Annotated in this window: 16 protein-coding genes; 8 read left to right on the top strand and 8 right to left on the bottom strand. The window is 62.4% G+C overall.

The genetic code is table 11. The annotated features are described in order from the left end of the window. Positions 1 to 115 precede the first annotated feature (115 nt). Positions 116 to 1,315, bottom strand: coding sequence for a tyrosine--tRNA ligase (gene tyrS, locus BN1188_RS03435; RefSeq protein ID WP_040259908.1), 1,200 nt, complete (start codon positions 1,313 to 1,315; stop codon positions 116 to 118). A gap of 217 nt (positions 1,316 to 1,532) precedes the next feature. Here tyrS and BN1188_RS03430 point away from each other — a divergent pair, with 217 nt between their 5' ends. Together BN1188_RS03430 and BN1188_RS03425 are read left to right on the top strand one after the other, a co-directional pair. Beyond that, entirely contained in the window at positions 1,533 to 2,963 is a 1,431-nt protein-coding gene (locus BN1188_RS03430) for a peptidoglycan DD-metalloendopeptidase family protein (RefSeq protein ID WP_040259839.1), read from the top strand. 1 nt (position 2,964) lies between these two features. After that, on the top strand, positions 2,965 to 4,056 hold the full coding sequence (locus BN1188_RS03425; protein ID WP_040259837.1) for an anhydro-N-acetylmuramic acid kinase: 1,092 nt from the start codon (positions 2,965 to 2,967) through the stop codon (positions 4,054 to 4,056). A gap of 43 nt (positions 4,057 to 4,099) precedes the next feature. On the opposite strand, the gene erpA is transcribed toward BN1188_RS03425, so the two are convergent. Together erpA and argC are read right to left on the bottom strand one after the other, a co-directional pair. After that, the gene (gene erpA / locus BN1188_RS03420; protein WP_040259836.1) at positions 4,100 to 4,450 is read right to left on the bottom strand and encodes an iron-sulfur cluster insertion protein ErpA; all 351 of its coding nucleotides are present in this window, start codon (positions 4,448 to 4,450) and stop codon (positions 4,100 to 4,102) included. A 122-nt stretch (positions 4,451 to 4,572) separates the two neighbouring features. Beyond that, positions 4,573 to 5,607 (bottom strand): N-acetyl-gamma-glutamyl-phosphate reductase, encoded by a 1,035-nt coding sequence (argC, locus tag BN1188_RS03415; RefSeq protein ID WP_040259907.1) that lies wholly within the window; start codon positions 5,605 to 5,607, stop codon positions 4,573 to 4,575. 137 nt (positions 5,608 to 5,744) lie between these two features. On the opposite strand from argC, the gene hemJ reads away from it, so the two are divergent. The 5 genes from hemJ to coq7 all read left to right on the top strand — a co-directional run bounded on the left by hemJ (position 5,745) and on the right by coq7 (position 8,674). Then, the gene (gene hemJ / locus BN1188_RS03410) at positions 5,745 to 6,170 is read left to right on the top strand and encodes a protoporphyrinogen oxidase HemJ (protein ID WP_040259835.1); all 426 of its coding nucleotides are present in this window, start codon (positions 5,745 to 5,747) and stop codon (positions 6,168 to 6,170) included. An 86-nt stretch (positions 6,171 to 6,256) separates the two neighbouring features. Beyond that, positions 6,257 to 6,730 (top strand): DUF805 domain-containing protein, encoded by a 474-nt coding sequence (locus BN1188_RS03405; RefSeq protein WP_040259833.1) that lies wholly within the window; start codon positions 6,257 to 6,259, stop codon positions 6,728 to 6,730. Positions 6,731 to 6,788: 58 nt separating this feature from the next. Continuing rightward, complete coding sequence (locus BN1188_RS03400; RefSeq protein ID WP_040259832.1) at positions 6,789 to 7,562, top strand: SDR family NAD(P)-dependent oxidoreductase; 774 nt, start codon at positions 6,789 to 6,791, stop codon at positions 7,560 to 7,562. Positions 7,563 to 7,632: 70 nt separating this feature from the next. Continuing rightward, on the top strand, positions 7,633 to 7,971 hold the full coding sequence (locus BN1188_RS03395; protein ID WP_040259830.1) for a histidine triad nucleotide-binding protein: 339 nt from the start codon (positions 7,633 to 7,635) through the stop codon (positions 7,969 to 7,971). Between the two features lie 55 nt (positions 7,972 to 8,026). Further along, positions 8,027 to 8,674 (top strand): 2-polyprenyl-3-methyl-6-methoxy-1,4-benzoquinone monooxygenase, encoded by a 648-nt coding sequence (coq7, locus tag BN1188_RS03390; RefSeq protein ID WP_040259828.1) that lies wholly within the window; start codon positions 8,027 to 8,029, stop codon positions 8,672 to 8,674. A 64-nt stretch (positions 8,675 to 8,738) separates the two neighbouring features. On the opposite strand, the gene speD is transcribed toward coq7, so the two are convergent. Further along, on the bottom strand, positions 8,739 to 9,530 hold the full coding sequence (gene speD, locus BN1188_RS03385) for an adenosylmethionine decarboxylase (protein ID WP_040259905.1): 792 nt from the start codon (positions 9,528 to 9,530) through the stop codon (positions 8,739 to 8,741). Positions 9,531 to 9,736: 206 nt separating this feature from the next. After that, positions 9,737 to 10,180 (bottom strand): OsmC family protein, encoded by a 444-nt coding sequence (locus tag BN1188_RS03380; RefSeq protein ID WP_040259827.1) that lies wholly within the window; start codon positions 10,178 to 10,180, stop codon positions 9,737 to 9,739. Positions 10,181 to 10,367: 187 nt separating this feature from the next. On the opposite strand from BN1188_RS03380, the gene crp reads away from it, so the two are divergent. Beyond that, positions 10,368 to 11,006, top strand: a complete 639-nt coding sequence (crp, locus tag BN1188_RS03375; protein ID WP_040259826.1) for a cAMP-activated global transcriptional regulator CRP — start codon at positions 10,368 to 10,370, stop codon at positions 11,004 to 11,006. Here the strand turns inward: crp and BN1188_RS03370 are convergent. Genes BN1188_RS03370 through trpD form a run of 3 tightly spaced genes read right to left on the bottom strand, consistent with a single transcriptional unit; the run spans position 10,991 to position 13,602 of the window. Further along, positions 10,991 to 11,707, bottom strand: coding sequence for a lipoate--protein ligase family protein (locus BN1188_RS03370; RefSeq protein WP_040259825.1), 717 nt, complete (start codon positions 11,705 to 11,707; stop codon positions 10,991 to 10,993). The two genes, crp and BN1188_RS03370, sit on opposite strands and share 16 nt — an antisense overlap. A 42-nt stretch (positions 11,708 to 11,749) precedes the next feature. Beyond that, positions 11,750 to 12,556, bottom strand: a complete 807-nt coding sequence (gene trpC / locus BN1188_RS03365; protein WP_040259823.1) for an indole-3-glycerol phosphate synthase TrpC — start codon at positions 12,554 to 12,556, stop codon at positions 11,750 to 11,752. Further along, entirely contained in the window at positions 12,553 to 13,602 is a 1,050-nt protein-coding gene (trpD, locus tag BN1188_RS03360) for an anthranilate phosphoribosyltransferase (RefSeq protein WP_040259822.1), read from the bottom strand. The genes trpC and trpD overlap by 4 nt, the downstream gene beginning before the upstream one ends. Positions 13,603 to 13,610: the final 8 nt, after the last annotated feature.

Below are 13,610 nucleotides of genomic sequence, written 5' to 3'. Positions count from 1 at the left end.
GCTTACCTTAACCGCTAACTCGTTGATTCTCAAGGAGTTTGCCGTTCCGTTGTCGCTGGAAGTGGGGCGCATTATAAGGGGTTTCGAAAGGCCGTCAACACTTATTTGAATAAACTTAATCAGCGCTGAGGGTGATGCGCGCAAAGGCCTTCTTGCCTGCCTGGCAGACGTGGGTCGCACCCAGCTCGAACACGAAGGTACGGTCTACTACCTGCCCATCGATGCGAACGCTGCCAGCACTTAGCAGATCACGCGCGGCGGCGGCATTCTTGACCAGGCCCGCCTGATTCAGCACGGCCGCGACCGGCATAGCCTCCCCTGCCGTCAGGAGGACCTCCGGAAGATCCTCCGGCAGTTCGCCATCCTTCATACGGTTGCCAGCGCCACGGTGGGCGTTGGCAGCCGCTTCCTCCCCGTGGAAGCGAGCGATGATTTCCTCAGCCAGCTTGATCTTGATGTCCCGTGGATTGGCGCCAGCGGCCACGTCGGCCTTGAACTGCTCGATCTCGGCCATGGAGCGGAAGCTCAGCAGCTCGAAATAGCGCCACATCAGGGTATCCGGCACAGACAGCAGCTTGCTGTACATCACGCCCGGGGCTTCCTGGATGCCTATATAGTTGCCCAGCGACTTCGACATCTTCTTTACGCCATCCAGCCCTTCGAGCAGAGGCATGGTGACGATGCTCTGGGGCTCCTGCCCATATCCGCGCTGCAGTTCACGCCCCATGAGCAGATTGAATTTCTGGTCCGTACCACCCAGCTCTACATCGGCCTTCAACGCGACCGAGTCATAGCCTTGCACCAAGGGGTAAAGGAACTCATGGATCGCAATGGGCTGGCTGGTGCTGTAGCGCTTGTGGAAATCGTCACGCTCCAGCATACGGGCAACGGTGTACTGTGAGGCCAGGCGGATAAAATCGGCGGGGCCCAGCTTGTCCAGCCAGGACGAGTTGAAGGCGACCTCGGTCCGCGCAGGGTCGAGAATCTTGAACACCTGGCTCTTATAGGTTTCGGCATTCTCAAGCACTTGCTCACGCGTCAGCGGCGGACGGGTCGCGCTCTTGCCGCTTGGGTCCCCGATCATTCCGGTGAAGTCGCCGATCAGGAAAATGACCTGATGCCCCAGATCCTGGAATTGCCGCAGCTTGTTGATCAGCACCGTATGACCCAGGTGCAGGTCTGGCGCGGTCGGGTCGAACCCGGCCTTGATACGCAACGGCTGCCCACGCTTGAGCTTCTCCACCAGCTCGGCTTCGACCAGTACCTCTTCCGCGCCGCGCTTGATGAGCGCGAGCTGCTCCTCGACAGAGTTCATATAACGACCCAAAGGCTGCAATTCAAAAACGCCCAACATACAAGATCGTCACGCCAAACCCAAGCCGCTCGGTGATGTGACTCAGCCCAGGTCTGAAAGCGTCTGGGAAAGCTTGCCTCGGCAGTGAATTGGTTATATTTTAGGCAGTTATTTCATATTCATCATGTCATTCATCTTTTCCAATTCATTTTCATTCTCATTTTTTAAGCCTAAATCTATGACCGACGCCTCTCCCAAAGCGCCGCCCCTGTACCCCAAAACTCACCTTTTGGCAGCCAGTGGCCTCGCCGCGCTTCTCAGTCTTGCCTTGCTTGTCTTCCCATCGAGCGAGGTCGAAGCCAAGAAGACCTCGCTGGCCATCGACCTGGAGCCGCCCGCACAGCTGTTGCAGGATCAGCGCGCCGACACTGCCGATGGAGTGCCGGAAAGCGCCCCCTCCCCCTTCGCCCAGATAGAGGGCGAAACAGAGGCCGATACCACGGCCAGCAAACCCGCCAGCGAGCCAGCCCAGCCGGAAGTAGCGACCGCCGAGCCCGCCAAACCGGAATTGCACCGCCAGGTAGTGGTGGGTCGTGGAGATACGCTGTCGTCTCTGTTCGAAAAAGTGGGGTTGTCGGCCGCCGAGGCGCAGTCCGCGCTGGACAGCGACAAGCAGGCCAGGCAATTCGCCCACTTGAAGAAAGGCCAGGTACTCGAGTTCGAGCTCACGGCTGATGGCAAGCTGCAAACGCTGCATACCAAGCTCTCACGCCTGGAATCCATCCGCTTGCAGCGTAATGCCAGCGGCCGTCTTGCCTTCGAGCGCAGCGTCGAAACCCCGGTGATGCGTGCGGCCTATGCCCACGGCACCATTACCAGTTCGCTATCGGTGTCGGCCCAGCGCGCCGGGCTGAGCCATGCCCAGGTGATGGACCTGGCCAACATCTTCGGCTACGACGTGGACTTCGCCCAGGATATCCACCCTGGCGATCAGTTCGACGTGGTCTATGAACAGAAAGTGCTCGATGGGAAGGTGATCGGCACCGGCAACGTGCTTTCGGCGCGCTTCATCAACCGCGGCAAGACCTACACGGCCGTGCGCTATACCAACCGCCAGGGCAACACCAATTACTACACGGCCGACGGCAGCAGCATGCGCAAGGCGTTCGTGCGCTCACCCGTGGATTTCGCCCGTATCAGCTCGCGCTTCTCCGGCGGCCGCAAGCACCCCATCCTGAACAAGATCCGCGCGCATCAGGGCGTGGATTACGCTGCGCCGCGCGGCACTCCGATCAAGGCCACCGGTGACGGCAAGGTAATCCTGGCCGGGCGCAAAGGAGGCTACGGCAATACCGTAATCATCCAGCATGGCAACACCTACCGCACCCTGTATGGGCACATGCAAGGCTTCGCCAAGGGCATCCGCGACGGCAGCCCGGTCAAGCAGGGCCAGGTGATCGGCTATATCGGCACCACGGGGCTGTCCACTGGCCCGCACGTCCATTACGAGTTCCAGGTCAACGGCGTGCATGTGGATCCGCTCGGGCAGAAGCTGCCCATGGCAGACCCTATCGCCCGTAACGAGCGCCAGCGTTTCCTCCAGGTCGCGCAACCTCTGATGGCCCGCATGGACCAGGAACGCGCCACTCTCGTAGCGAGCAAGCGCTGAGATGGCGCTCTACATCGGTGTGATGTCGGGCACCAGCCTCGATGGCCTGGACATCGCACTGGTGGAACAAACCGAGCGTACGCGCCTGGTGGCCTCGCATTACGTGCCGCTCCCCGAGCCGTTGCGCGCCCAGTTGCTGAGCCTGTGTACCACTGGCGAAGACGAAATTGCCCGCGCGGCACTGGCGGAAAATGCCTGGAGCACCCTGGCGGCCGAGGGAATCAAGCAACTGCTGGCCAAGGCCGACGTTTCGCCAGAGCGAGTTCGGGCGGTCGGCAGCCATGGGCAAACCATCCGCCACGAGCCGGCACGGGGTTTCACCGTGCAGATCGGCAACCCTGCCCTGCTGGCGGAGCGCTGCGGGATTACCGTGGTGGCCGACTTCCGCCGCCGCGACGTCGCCGCCGGCGGTCAGGGGGCGCCCCTGGTGCCCGCGTTTCATGAAGCGCTTTTTGGTGGCCAGGGCAATGCCGTGGCAGTGCTCAATATCGGCGGCTTTTCCAACCTGAGCCTGTTGCGCCCTGGCCAGCCGGTGCTGGGCTTCGATTGCGGCCCTGGCAACGTTCTGCTCGATGCCTGGATCTACGGCTGCCGCGGCGCCCCCTTCGACCGCAACGGGCATTGGGCCGCCAGTGGCCAGGTGCATGCCCCCCTGTTGCAGCGCCTGCTATCAGACCCTTTCTTCACGGCCACAGGCCCCAAGAGTACCGGCCGGGAAGTGTTCAACCTTCCCTGGCTGCATCGACACCTGAACGCCTTCGAGAGCATCGCGCCACAGGATGTGCAGGCAACACTGCTGGAGCTCACCGCGCGCACCATCACTGAGGCCCTGATCCAGCAGATGCCCTCGCCCGAGGGCGTGTTCGTGTGCGGCGGCGGTGCTCACAACGGAGCTCTGATGGCACGCTTGCAGGCCCTGCTGGGCGGCACGCCTGTGGCCAGCACCTCGGCACTGCAGGTGGACCCGGACTGGATGGAGGCCATGGCCTTCGCCTGGCTGGCCCACTGCTGCCTGGAGGGCATCCCGGCCAACCGGCCAGAGGTGACAGGCAGCAAGGGGCCACGAATCCTCGGCGCTATCTACCCGGCATGAACGAAAACGCCGCGCTAGGCGCGGCGCTCCGGGTGCGGCGGATTCAGATCGAGAATGACTGGCCGCAACCGCAGGTGGTGCTGGCGTTGGGGTTGTTGATCACGAAGCGAGACCCTTCCAGGCCTTCCTGGTAGTCCACTTCAGCGCCCGCCAGATACTGGAAGCTCATTGGATCGACCACCAGGCTCACCCCTTCGCGCTCGACGATGGTGTCATCTTCGGCGATTTCTTCATCGAAGGTGAAGCCGTACTGGAAGCCCGAGCACCCACCACCGGTAACGAATACACGAAGCTTGAGGCGGTCATTGCCCTCTTCATCGACCAGGGTCTTCACCTTGTGGGCGGCACCCTGAGTGAACTGCAATACCGTGGGGGTGAAGGTTTCGACACTCATTTGACTCTCCCGGCGCAAGCCGAACCTGATGCGGAATGGATACATTATCCGCTTCCCCGAGCAAAATGGTCAACAATTGCCCGGGTAACCGCGCTCCCCGCCGTCTTTACCGGCTCAGGGCCTCAAGGCATCAGGCCGGCGTGGGCCAGCCCCATACGCTCATCCAGCCCGAACATGATGTTCAGGTTCTGCACGGCCTGGCCCGAAGCCCCCTTGACCAGGTTATCGATCACGGAAAGCACCACCACCAGATCCCCTGCCTGCGGACGGTGCACGGCGATTCGGCACACGTTGGCGCCGCGCACGGAACGGGTTTCCGGATGACTGCCGGCTGGCATCACATCCACGAAGGGCTCATCGGCATAGCGCTGCTCGTACAAGGCTTGCAGGTCCACCGAGCGATCCACGACCGTGGCATAAAGGGTGGCATGAATGCCGCGGATCATCGGCGTAAGGTGCGGCACGAAGGTCAGCCCCACTTCGCCACCGGCTGCACGGCGCAGGCCCTGGGTGATTTCGGGAAGGTGCCGATGCCCCTTCACCGCATAGGCCTTCATGCTTTCACCTGCCTCACAGAACAGCGAGCCGACACTCGCGCCGCGCCCGGCGCCGCTGACGCCCGACTTGCAGTCGGCGATCAGCCTCGCCGGATCGGCCAGGCCATTTTCCAGCAGGGGCAGCAAACCCAACTGGGTCGCGGTGGGGTAGCAGCCTGGCACCGCGATCAGACGCGCCGCACGGATGCGCTCGCGGTTCACCTCTGGCAGACCATACACGGCCTCGTCCAGCAGGCCGGGCGCGCCATGGGGCTGGTTGTACCAGCGCGCCCATTCGTCCGCGTCCGCCAGGCGGAAATCAGCGGAAAGGTCGATGACCCGGGTGCCTGCGGCCAGCAGTTCCCCGGCCAGGGCGTGGGCCACGCCATGGGGCGTGGCGAAGAACACGACGTCGCAAGCACCCAGGGCCACGGTGTCCGGCACGCTGAACTTGAGCTGGTCATAGTGGCCGCGCAGGTTCGGGTACATGTCGGCCACGCAGACGCCAGCTTCGGATCGGGACGTGATGATCGCCACTTCCACCTGGGGATGCTGCGCCAGCAAGCGCAACAGCTCGACACCGGTGTAACCGGTGCCACCAACGATTCCGACCTTGACCATGTACATACCCGCCTTGAGCGCACCACGTGGAAAAGATCCGATGATAGGGGCGCGCAACCCGCGCCACAACTGCCAAGGTGACGTGTCGGCCGCGGCGCTCTACTATCGCAGCGTCCTAAACCGTGGGAAGCCGACTCATGCTCTATCTCTGGATCAAAGCGCTGCACATCGTGGCGCTGGTGTGCTGGTTCGCCGCACTGTTCTACCTGCCACGCCTGTTCGTGTATCACGCCATGAGCGAAGACACCCCCAGCCGGGAGCGTTTCGTGATCATGGAGCGCAAGCTCTACCGCGGCATCATGACCCCTTCGATGCTGCTCACCCTGATCTTCGGCGCCTGGCTGGTGTACCTGAACCCCAGCTGGCTGCAAATGGGCTGGCTGCATGCCAAGGCACTGCTGGTCGTGCTGCTGATCGGCTACCACCATGTCTGTGGCGCTCACCGTAAACGCTTCGAGCGCAACGAGAACCGCCATAGCCACAAATTCTATCGCTGGTTCAATGAGATCCCGGTGGTGCTGTTGCTGGTAATCGTCGTGCTGGTGGTGATCAAGCCGTTCTGAAAAACCCGGAAACCCTTCGAGCCTGCAGGATAAACGCGAAGCCCCTATAGTGCGCGGCCATTTCAGACCTAAAAGGAATTGTCTGTATGACGAACGTCGCGCCCCCTTCGACCTCCCATGCGCCCGTCCGGCTTCTAGCCCTGACGGGCCGTATCAACCGACTCCGTTACCTTTCCTGGACATCGGCCATTGCCGTGATACCCGTACTTTTGTTGTGGGGTATCAAGGACGAGTTGCTGCACTGGTCAATGATGGCGGCACTGCCCTACGCACTGCCCTTCATCGTGATAAATTGCATTCTTGCCCGCCGTCGCCTGCAGGATTTCGGCTGGGAATGGTGGGCAGTGCCAGTTCGGCTGATCCCGTTCGTGGGCCTGGCATTCGACCTTATGCTATTGGTCTGGCCAGGCCACAAGCAGGCCAATAAACATGGCCCCGTACCACCACCCGCCACGCGGGCGGAGCTTGCTCTGCTTGGCTGTTCCCTGGTCGTGATCCTGCTACTAAGCTTTTCCATAGGGCAGACCCTGGGCGAGCAACTGCTGGCCCAGAGGCTTTGAGCCCACCGCTACATACCGTTAAACTGCCGGCATTCATGTTTATGTGTGCCGATACCCTATGCCTTCCTATGCCCTCGTGACTGGCGCCAGCAGCGGCCTTGGCCTGGCGCTGGCCGAGGCCCTGGCGCGACGGGGCCGCAATCTGCTGCTGGTCGCCCGCTACCGGGACGACCTCGAGCCTATCGCCATCGAATTCACGCAACGCTTTGGCGTAGAGGTGCTGTTTCGCGCCTGCGATCTCAGCGAGCCGCTTCGCCTTACGGGCTTCCTGCTCGAACTGGAAGAAAGCGGCAAGCGTATCGACCTGCTGGTCAATTGCGCGGCCCTACATTCGCAAGGCCACTTTCTCGCCCAGGACTGGCTCCGCGAACAGGATATCATTGAGCTGAACATGCTGGCCCTGACCCGCCTGTGCCATGCCATCGGCAACAGCATGGCGGTACAGGGTGGAGGGCAGATTCTCAACGTGGCCTCGCTGGCCGCTTTCCAGCCCGGCCCCTGGATCAGTAGCTACGCGGCCAGCAAAGCCTATGTACTGCACCTTTCCGAAGGCCTGCGCGAAGAACTCAGGCAAAGCGGCGTCAAGGTCAGCGTGCTATGTCCAGGCCCGCTTCTCAAATCCGCAGGCATGCCCTCCGCCCTGGCTCGTAGCCGACTGCCCCTGCGTGCCGAGGAAGTGGCCCGCCAGGCCGTGCTTGCCCTGGAGCGGGACCAGGCACTGATCGTGCCCGGCTGGCGGGTGCGCTGGCTGTCCCGGGCGGCCCGGATGGCCCCTCGCTGGCTGGTGCGCAAGGCGGCGGCAGCGGCATTGGCTCGTTATACCCGCCCGTGACGGCACGGGAAGTGGGCGCGAGGCCGTTCGCTTGAGTACACTGAAGGGCACGACGACAGGGAGAACCACTGTGGATACGTTGTTCGATAAAATCATCCGGCGGGAAATCCCCGCCAACATCATCTATGAAGATGACCAGGTCATCGCCTTCCACGACATTGCACCCCAAGCCCCGGTGCATTTCCTGGTAGTGCCGAAGAAGTGCATTCGCACCCTGGCCGACCTTACCGAAGAGGACAAGCCCCTGGCTGGGCATATTCTGTTCACCGCCCAGCGGCTGGCCAAGGAGCTGGGCTGCGAGGACGGTTTCCGCGTGGTCATGAACTGCAATGAAATGGGTGGCCAAACGGTCTATCACATTCACCTGCATGTCCTGGGCCAGCGTCAGATGCACTGGCCGCCGGGCTGAAAGCCAGGGTTCGTACCGAGGCACGCCCGTCTACCCCTTTTCACCGGAGGCATCCGTGGCAAACGAAAGACACTACACCGCCCTCGACCGGCTACTGCTGCAGGCCGACAACGCCGCGCGCACGCTGCTGCCCTTCAGCGGCCAGCCCTCGCGCCCTTCTCCGGCCCTGGTACAACCGGACGTCGCCCTGGGCGAAGCCGAGAGCAAGCACGTGGCGGGCCTGATGCGGGTCAACCATACCGGCGAGGTCTGCGCCCAGGCGCTTTATCAAGGGCAGGCCCTTACCGCACGCCGTGAGGACATCCGCCATGCGATGGAGCATTCGGCCAACGAAGAAGTGGATCATCTGGCCTGGTGCGAACAGCGCATCCGCCAGCTGGGAAGTCGGCCGAGCGTACTCAACCCCTTGTTCTATGGCATGTCCTTTGGCATGGGCGCCCTGGCGGGGCTGATCAGCGACAAAGTCAGCCTGGGTTTCGTGGCGGCTACGGAACAGCAGGTGTGCAAGCATCTGGATGAGCATCTGGACAAGCTGCCCGTGGAGGATCAGAAATCTAGGGCGATCCTGGAACAGATGCGCACCGACGAAGCCCACCACGCCCAGGCGGCCCTGGATGCCGGAGGCGTGCGCTTCCCGCTGCCGGTCAAGCTTGGCATGAGCCTGATGGCCAAGGTGATGACCAAGAGCACCTATCGCGTATAAGGCAAGGCGATGCCTCTGCCCCTTGCGACAAGCCCGTGACCGCGCCGGCCACGGGCCTTACAGGTCAGCCGACGTTACGGCCGTAGAAGATTTCCAGCATCTCGTGCTTGACGCGCTCGGTCACCTGGGCACGCTGCTCGGCAGAGAGGTTGCTGGTGGCGTCCCCGAAGAGGTAATTGTCCAGCTCGAACTCCTTGAGCAACATCTTGGTGTGGAAGAGGTTGTCCTGGTACACGTTCACGTCCACCATCTGGTAGGCGCCGCGTGTGTCCTCGGAAAGGTAGTTCTGGATCGAATTGATCTCGTGGTCGATGAAATGCTTGCGCCCCTCGATATCCCGGGTGAAGCCCCGCACGCGGTAATCCACGGTCACGATGTCCGAATCGAACTGGTGAATCAGGTAGTTCAACGCCTTGAGCGGCGAGATCACGCCGCAGGTCGACACGTCGATGTCCACGCGGAAGGTCGCGATGCCATCGTCCGGATGGATTTCAGGATAGGTATGTACCGTGATATGGCTCTTGTCCAGATGAGCCAGGATGGTGTCCGGCAACGGCCCAGGCGATTCTTCGATCTGGCTGTCGGTGGGGGTAACGGGCTGTTCGGAAATGAGGATGGTCACGCTGGCGCCCTGCGGTTCATAGTCCTGACGCGCGATGTTCAGGATATTGGCACCAATGATATCCACGACGTCCGTGAGGATCTGGGTCAGCCGAGCCGCGTCGTATTCCTGGTTGATGTACTCGACGTAGGCTTGCTGATCCTGCGGCGTCTGCGCGTAGCAGATGTCGTAGATGTTGAAGCTCAAGGTCTTGGTCAGGTTGTTGAACCCATGGAGCTTGAGTTTGCTTTTCACCGTCTGAAAACTCTCTTTGAATGCGGCCACGCCGCGTGATCAAGCATGCCCGTCAGGCGCCAGGTGGCGTCTGCGTAGGACGGTTTACACCTCTTCGCAATGGCGATTTTGGTTGTCTAGCCCGGCTTCCCGGTTTCAAGGTCGGCCTTGAAAAAGTGGCGCATTATGCAGACCCGCGCCACCCTGCGCCAGAGTATGAAGCGCTTTTATGATGCCTGGATGTCGGCGGCGCCCAGCTCGACGATCTCGTACTCGTGAGTGATATGCACACCGCCGCGGCCCAGCATGATGGACGCCGAGCAATACTTCTCGGCGGAGAGTTCCACGGCACGCTTGACGTGGGATTCTTTCAGGCCGCGCCCTTCCACCACGAAGCGCAGGTGGATGCGGGTGAATACCTTGGGATCTTCCTCGGCGCGCTCGGCCTCCAGGAAAGCCTCACAACGCTCAACCGGCTGGCGCGCTTTTTTCAGAATGGCCACCACATCGAAGCTGCTGCAACCGCCAAGGCCGATCAGCACCATCTCCATGGGCCGCACGCCCAGGTTGCGTCCACCGCTCTCGGGGGCGCCATCCATGACCACTGCATGACCACTGCCCGACTCGCCAATGAACATGGCGCCACCGGCCCACTGAATACGTGCCTTCATAACTGGCTCTCCCGTGAAAAGGGCGCCAGCTTAGCACAGCCGTTCGGCGGGGAATCCGGCTCGAAAATGAGACTTGTCTCAAGTTATCGGTAGATATCGCGATACATAGGAAGTGCTGTTAAGCTGACGCCAAATTGATGGCAATCCTCACCGCACTTTATCGTCGATCTGTACCGGAACCTTGCCCATGGTCGCGTCAGCCACCAAGATCACCCATCTCGACAAGCTTTTGGCCCATAGCCAGCGGCGCCGCTATGCCGCCAAGAGCAACATCATTTGCGCAGGCGACAAGTCCACCGTTCTTTCATACATCCTCAAGGGGTCGGTCACTATCCTCATTGAAGATAGCGACGGTCGTGAAATGGTGATCGCCTACCTTAACCAGGGCGATTTCTTCGGTGAGCTGGGGCTGTTCGACCCACCCCATATGGAAGGTGAGCGCAACGCCTGGGTACGCGCCAAGACAGAATGCGAAGTGGCCGAGATCGGTTATGCCAAGGTTCGGGAACTGGTTCGGCTGGAACCGGAGATCCTCTACAGCCTGAGCACGCAGATGGCCTATCGCCTGCGGCGAACCACCCGCAAGGTTGGCGACCTGGCGTTCCATGATGTGACCGGGCGAGTGGCGCGCTGCCTCACTGACCTGTGCAAGGAACCCGATGCCATGACCCACCCTGATGGCATGCAGATCAAGGTTACGCGCCAGGAAATCGGCCGCATCGTTGGCTGTTCCCGGGAAATGGTCGGCCGCGTGCTGAAGGACCTGGAGGAGCGCCAGCTGATTCACGTCAAGGGCAAGACCATGGTGGTCTACGGCACACGCTGATGCAGTCGTCGTACGGCGGCCAACTCTTCTTCCAGAGCCTTGGACAGCGGCAAGAACGCATCCACCCCAGGGAATCGCTCAGCGAAGGCCAGATGGCTGCCTGCCTGGCACCGCTGGGGTAGCTCCGCTCCTTGATTGAACGCATTGACGACATCGATCATGGCTTGGCGCTGGTCGCTCATCAACAACGCGCCATGCACCAGTACCACCGGGCCGCCCCAGTGCCGCGACTGGCGCCAGCGCTGGGCCGTGCCTACCCACTTGCGGCCATCGAGATTGACGTTATAGCGCCCATCGCAGAAAGCGCCGGGCACCTCGCCAAGGCTGGCCTGACCGCCGAGGCGTGTCAGCAAGTCACAGAGCGGCTCGCACAAGCGCAGATAGGCTCGTTCCAGGCGGTTGAGATCACCTTCCGCGCGCGGCGCGGCGTACACCAGGGCAACATTCACCGTGGCCGCCGATTGCGGCACCGGCTCGCCGCCCGTTTCCCGTAGCAGCACCGGCCAGCCCTGGTCCTCGGCCGCCACCGCGCCCTGAGCGAAGGCAGGCAGCCGCGCCATGCGCCGCGGCATCACCAGCGCCTGGTCGGTAGGCTGCCAGAACAGCACCCCATCCTCCCGCGTGCCGTCACAGACCTGGCCCAGCAAGGCGAGCTCCGCCTGCAAGCCTGCCTCCGTGGTCATCCGTTGTACCACTGTCATGGGCAAAGCCTCCGCTTCGAGCGGCTATCAGCCGTTCCTGGGTTACCGACGGGGGAAGAACAAGCGGGCCAATTCATCGCCCGGCTGCTCGGCTCGCATGAAGGCCTCGCCAACCAGGAAACCATACACATCGTTGATTTCCATGAGCTCGACATCGGCCCGCCCGAGGATGCCGCTTTCAGTCACCACCATACGGTCTCGTGGAATCTTCGGCAGCAGGTCCAGGGTGGTTTCCAGGCTGACCTCGAAGGTATGCAGGTTGCGGTTGTTCACTCCCACCAGCGGCGTGTCCAGGCACGCCAGGGCGCGCTCGAGTTCGACACCGTCATGCACTTCCACCAGCACATCCAGGCCGGCATCCTTGGCGGCGGCGTCGAGCTCGCTCATCTGCCCGTCGGACAGCGCGGATACGATCAGCAGAACGCAGTCCGCGCCCAGGGCACGGGATTCGTAGATCTGGTAAGGGTCGATCATGAAATCCTTGCGGATCACCGGCAGCGAGCAGGCTTCGCGTGCCTGACGCAGGTAGAGGTCCGCGCCCTGGAAGAAGTCCACGTCGGTCAGTACCGAAAGGCAGGTGGCGCCGCCCGCGGCATAGCTTCGCGCGATCTCCGCCGGATCGAAGGCTTCGCGGATCACGCCCTTGCTCGGGGAGGCCTTTTTTACCTCGGCGATCACGGCCGGCTTCTTCGCCGCCCGCTGCGCCAGCATCGCCTGGGCGAAGCCGCGTGTCGGCGCGGCCTCGCGCGCGGCGGCCTGCTGCTCGGCCAGGCTCAGGCGCGCCTTGCGTTCAGCCACTTCCTCGGCTTTGCGCGTGAGGATTCGTTCCAGCACCGTGGGCACGCTCATGCTTCGTTCTCCTGTTTGAATACCGCCGTGAAGGCGCCGAGCTCTTCGAGCTTTTCCCGGGCCAGCCCGGTATGCAGGGCGTCGCTGGCCAAGGCCACGCCGTCTTTGAGGCTGCTGGCGTGGTCCGCGGCATAGAGCGCCGCGCCTGCGTTCAGCATGATCATTTCCGCCGCCTTGCGGCCGTTTTCCGTGCGGCGGCGGCCCAGCGCATCCTGGATCAACGCCAGGGAAGCCTGGGGGCTTTCCACGGTCAGCCCATGCAGGCTCTGGCTGCGCACGCCCAGGTCTTCCGGCTCGATGCTGTACTCCAGCACTTCGCCGTTCTTCAATTCGGCTACCGTCGTGGGTGCCGCCAGGCTGAACTCATCCAGCCCGTCCCGGGAATGCACCACCAGCACGTGCTTGCTGCCCAGACGGAGCAACACCTGGGCCAGGGGCCGGCACAACGCCGGGTTGAACACCCCCACCACCTGGTGCAGCACGCCTGCCGGATTGGTCAGCGGCCCGATCATGTTGAACAGGGTACGCAACCCCAGGTCCCGACGCGGCCCCGCGGCGTGCTTCATGGCGCCGTGATGCGCCTGGGCGAACATGAAGCCGATACCGATGCTGTCGATGCAGCGCCCGACCTGCGCAGGCGTCAGGTTCAGGTACACCCCGGCCGCTTCGAGCAGGTCGGCGCTGCCGCTCTTGCCGGACACCGCGCGGTTGCCATGCTTGGCCACGGTGCATCCGGCGGCGGCGGCGACCAGGGCCGCAGCGGTGGAAACGTTGAAGATATTGGCGCCATCGCCCCCGGTGCCGACGATGTCCACCACACGGTCCAGGGAGCGAAGCTCCACTCGCCCGGCGAGTTCGCGCATGGCCGATACCGCACCGACGATCTCGTCGATGCTTTCGCTTTTCATGCGCATACCCATCAGGAAGGCGCCGATCTGGGCTTCGGTGCATTGGCCGGTCATGATCTGGCCCATGACCACGCGCATTTCATCGGTAGTGAGATCCAGCTGGCTGACCACACGGCCGAGGGCTGTCTTGATGTCCATGAACGATC

Source organism: Pseudomonas massiliensis, assembly GCF_000826105.1.
Lineage (GTDB): Bacteria > Pseudomonadota > Gammaproteobacteria > Pseudomonadales > Pseudomonadaceae > Aquipseudomonas > Aquipseudomonas massiliensis.
This window is presented reverse-complemented; position numbering and strand designations above follow the sequence as displayed.

Coding starts and splice junctions, on each gene's coding strand:
- BN1188_RS03425 (WP_040259837.1), top strand. CDS start 2,965: ATGGCGCTCTACATCGGTGTGATGTCGGGCACCAGCCTCGATGGCCTG.
- tyrS (WP_040259908.1), bottom strand. CDS start 1,315: ATGAACTCTGTCGAGGAGCAGCTCGCGCTCATCAAGCGCGGCGCGGAA.
- hemJ (WP_040259835.1), top strand. CDS start 5,745: ATGCTCTATCTCTGGATCAAAGCGCTGCACATCGTGGCGCTGGTGTGC.
- BN1188_RS03400 (WP_040259832.1), top strand. CDS start 6,789: ATGCCTTCCTATGCCCTCGTGACTGGCGCCAGCAGCGGCCTTGGCCTG.
- trpD (WP_040259822.1), bottom strand. CDS start 13,602: ATGGACATCAAGACAGCCCTCGGCCGTGTGGTCAGCCAGCTGGATCTC.
- erpA (WP_040259836.1), bottom strand. CDS start 4,450: ATGAGTGTCGAAACCTTCACCCCCACGGTATTGCAGTTCACTCAGGGT.
- trpC (WP_040259823.1), bottom strand. CDS start 12,556: ATGAGCGTGCCCACGGTGCTGGAACGAATCCTCACGCGCAAAGCCGAG.
- BN1188_RS03405 (WP_040259833.1), top strand. CDS start 6,257: ATGACGAACGTCGCGCCCCCTTCGACCTCCCATGCGCCCGTCCGGCTT.
- crp (WP_040259826.1), top strand. CDS start 10,368: ATGGTCGCGTCAGCCACCAAGATCACCCATCTCGACAAGCTTTTGGCC.
- BN1188_RS03370 (WP_040259825.1), bottom strand. CDS start 11,707: ATGACAGTGGTACAACGGATGACCACGGAGGCAGGCTTGCAGGCGGAG.
- BN1188_RS03430 (WP_040259839.1), top strand. CDS start 1,533: ATGACCGACGCCTCTCCCAAAGCGCCGCCCCTGTACCCCAAAACTCAC.
- argC (WP_040259907.1), bottom strand. CDS start 5,607: ATGGTCAAGGTCGGAATCGTTGGTGGCACCGGTTACACCGGTGTCGAG.
- BN1188_RS03380 (WP_040259827.1), bottom strand. CDS start 10,180: ATGAAGGCACGTATTCAGTGGGCCGGTGGCGCCATGTTCATTGGCGAG.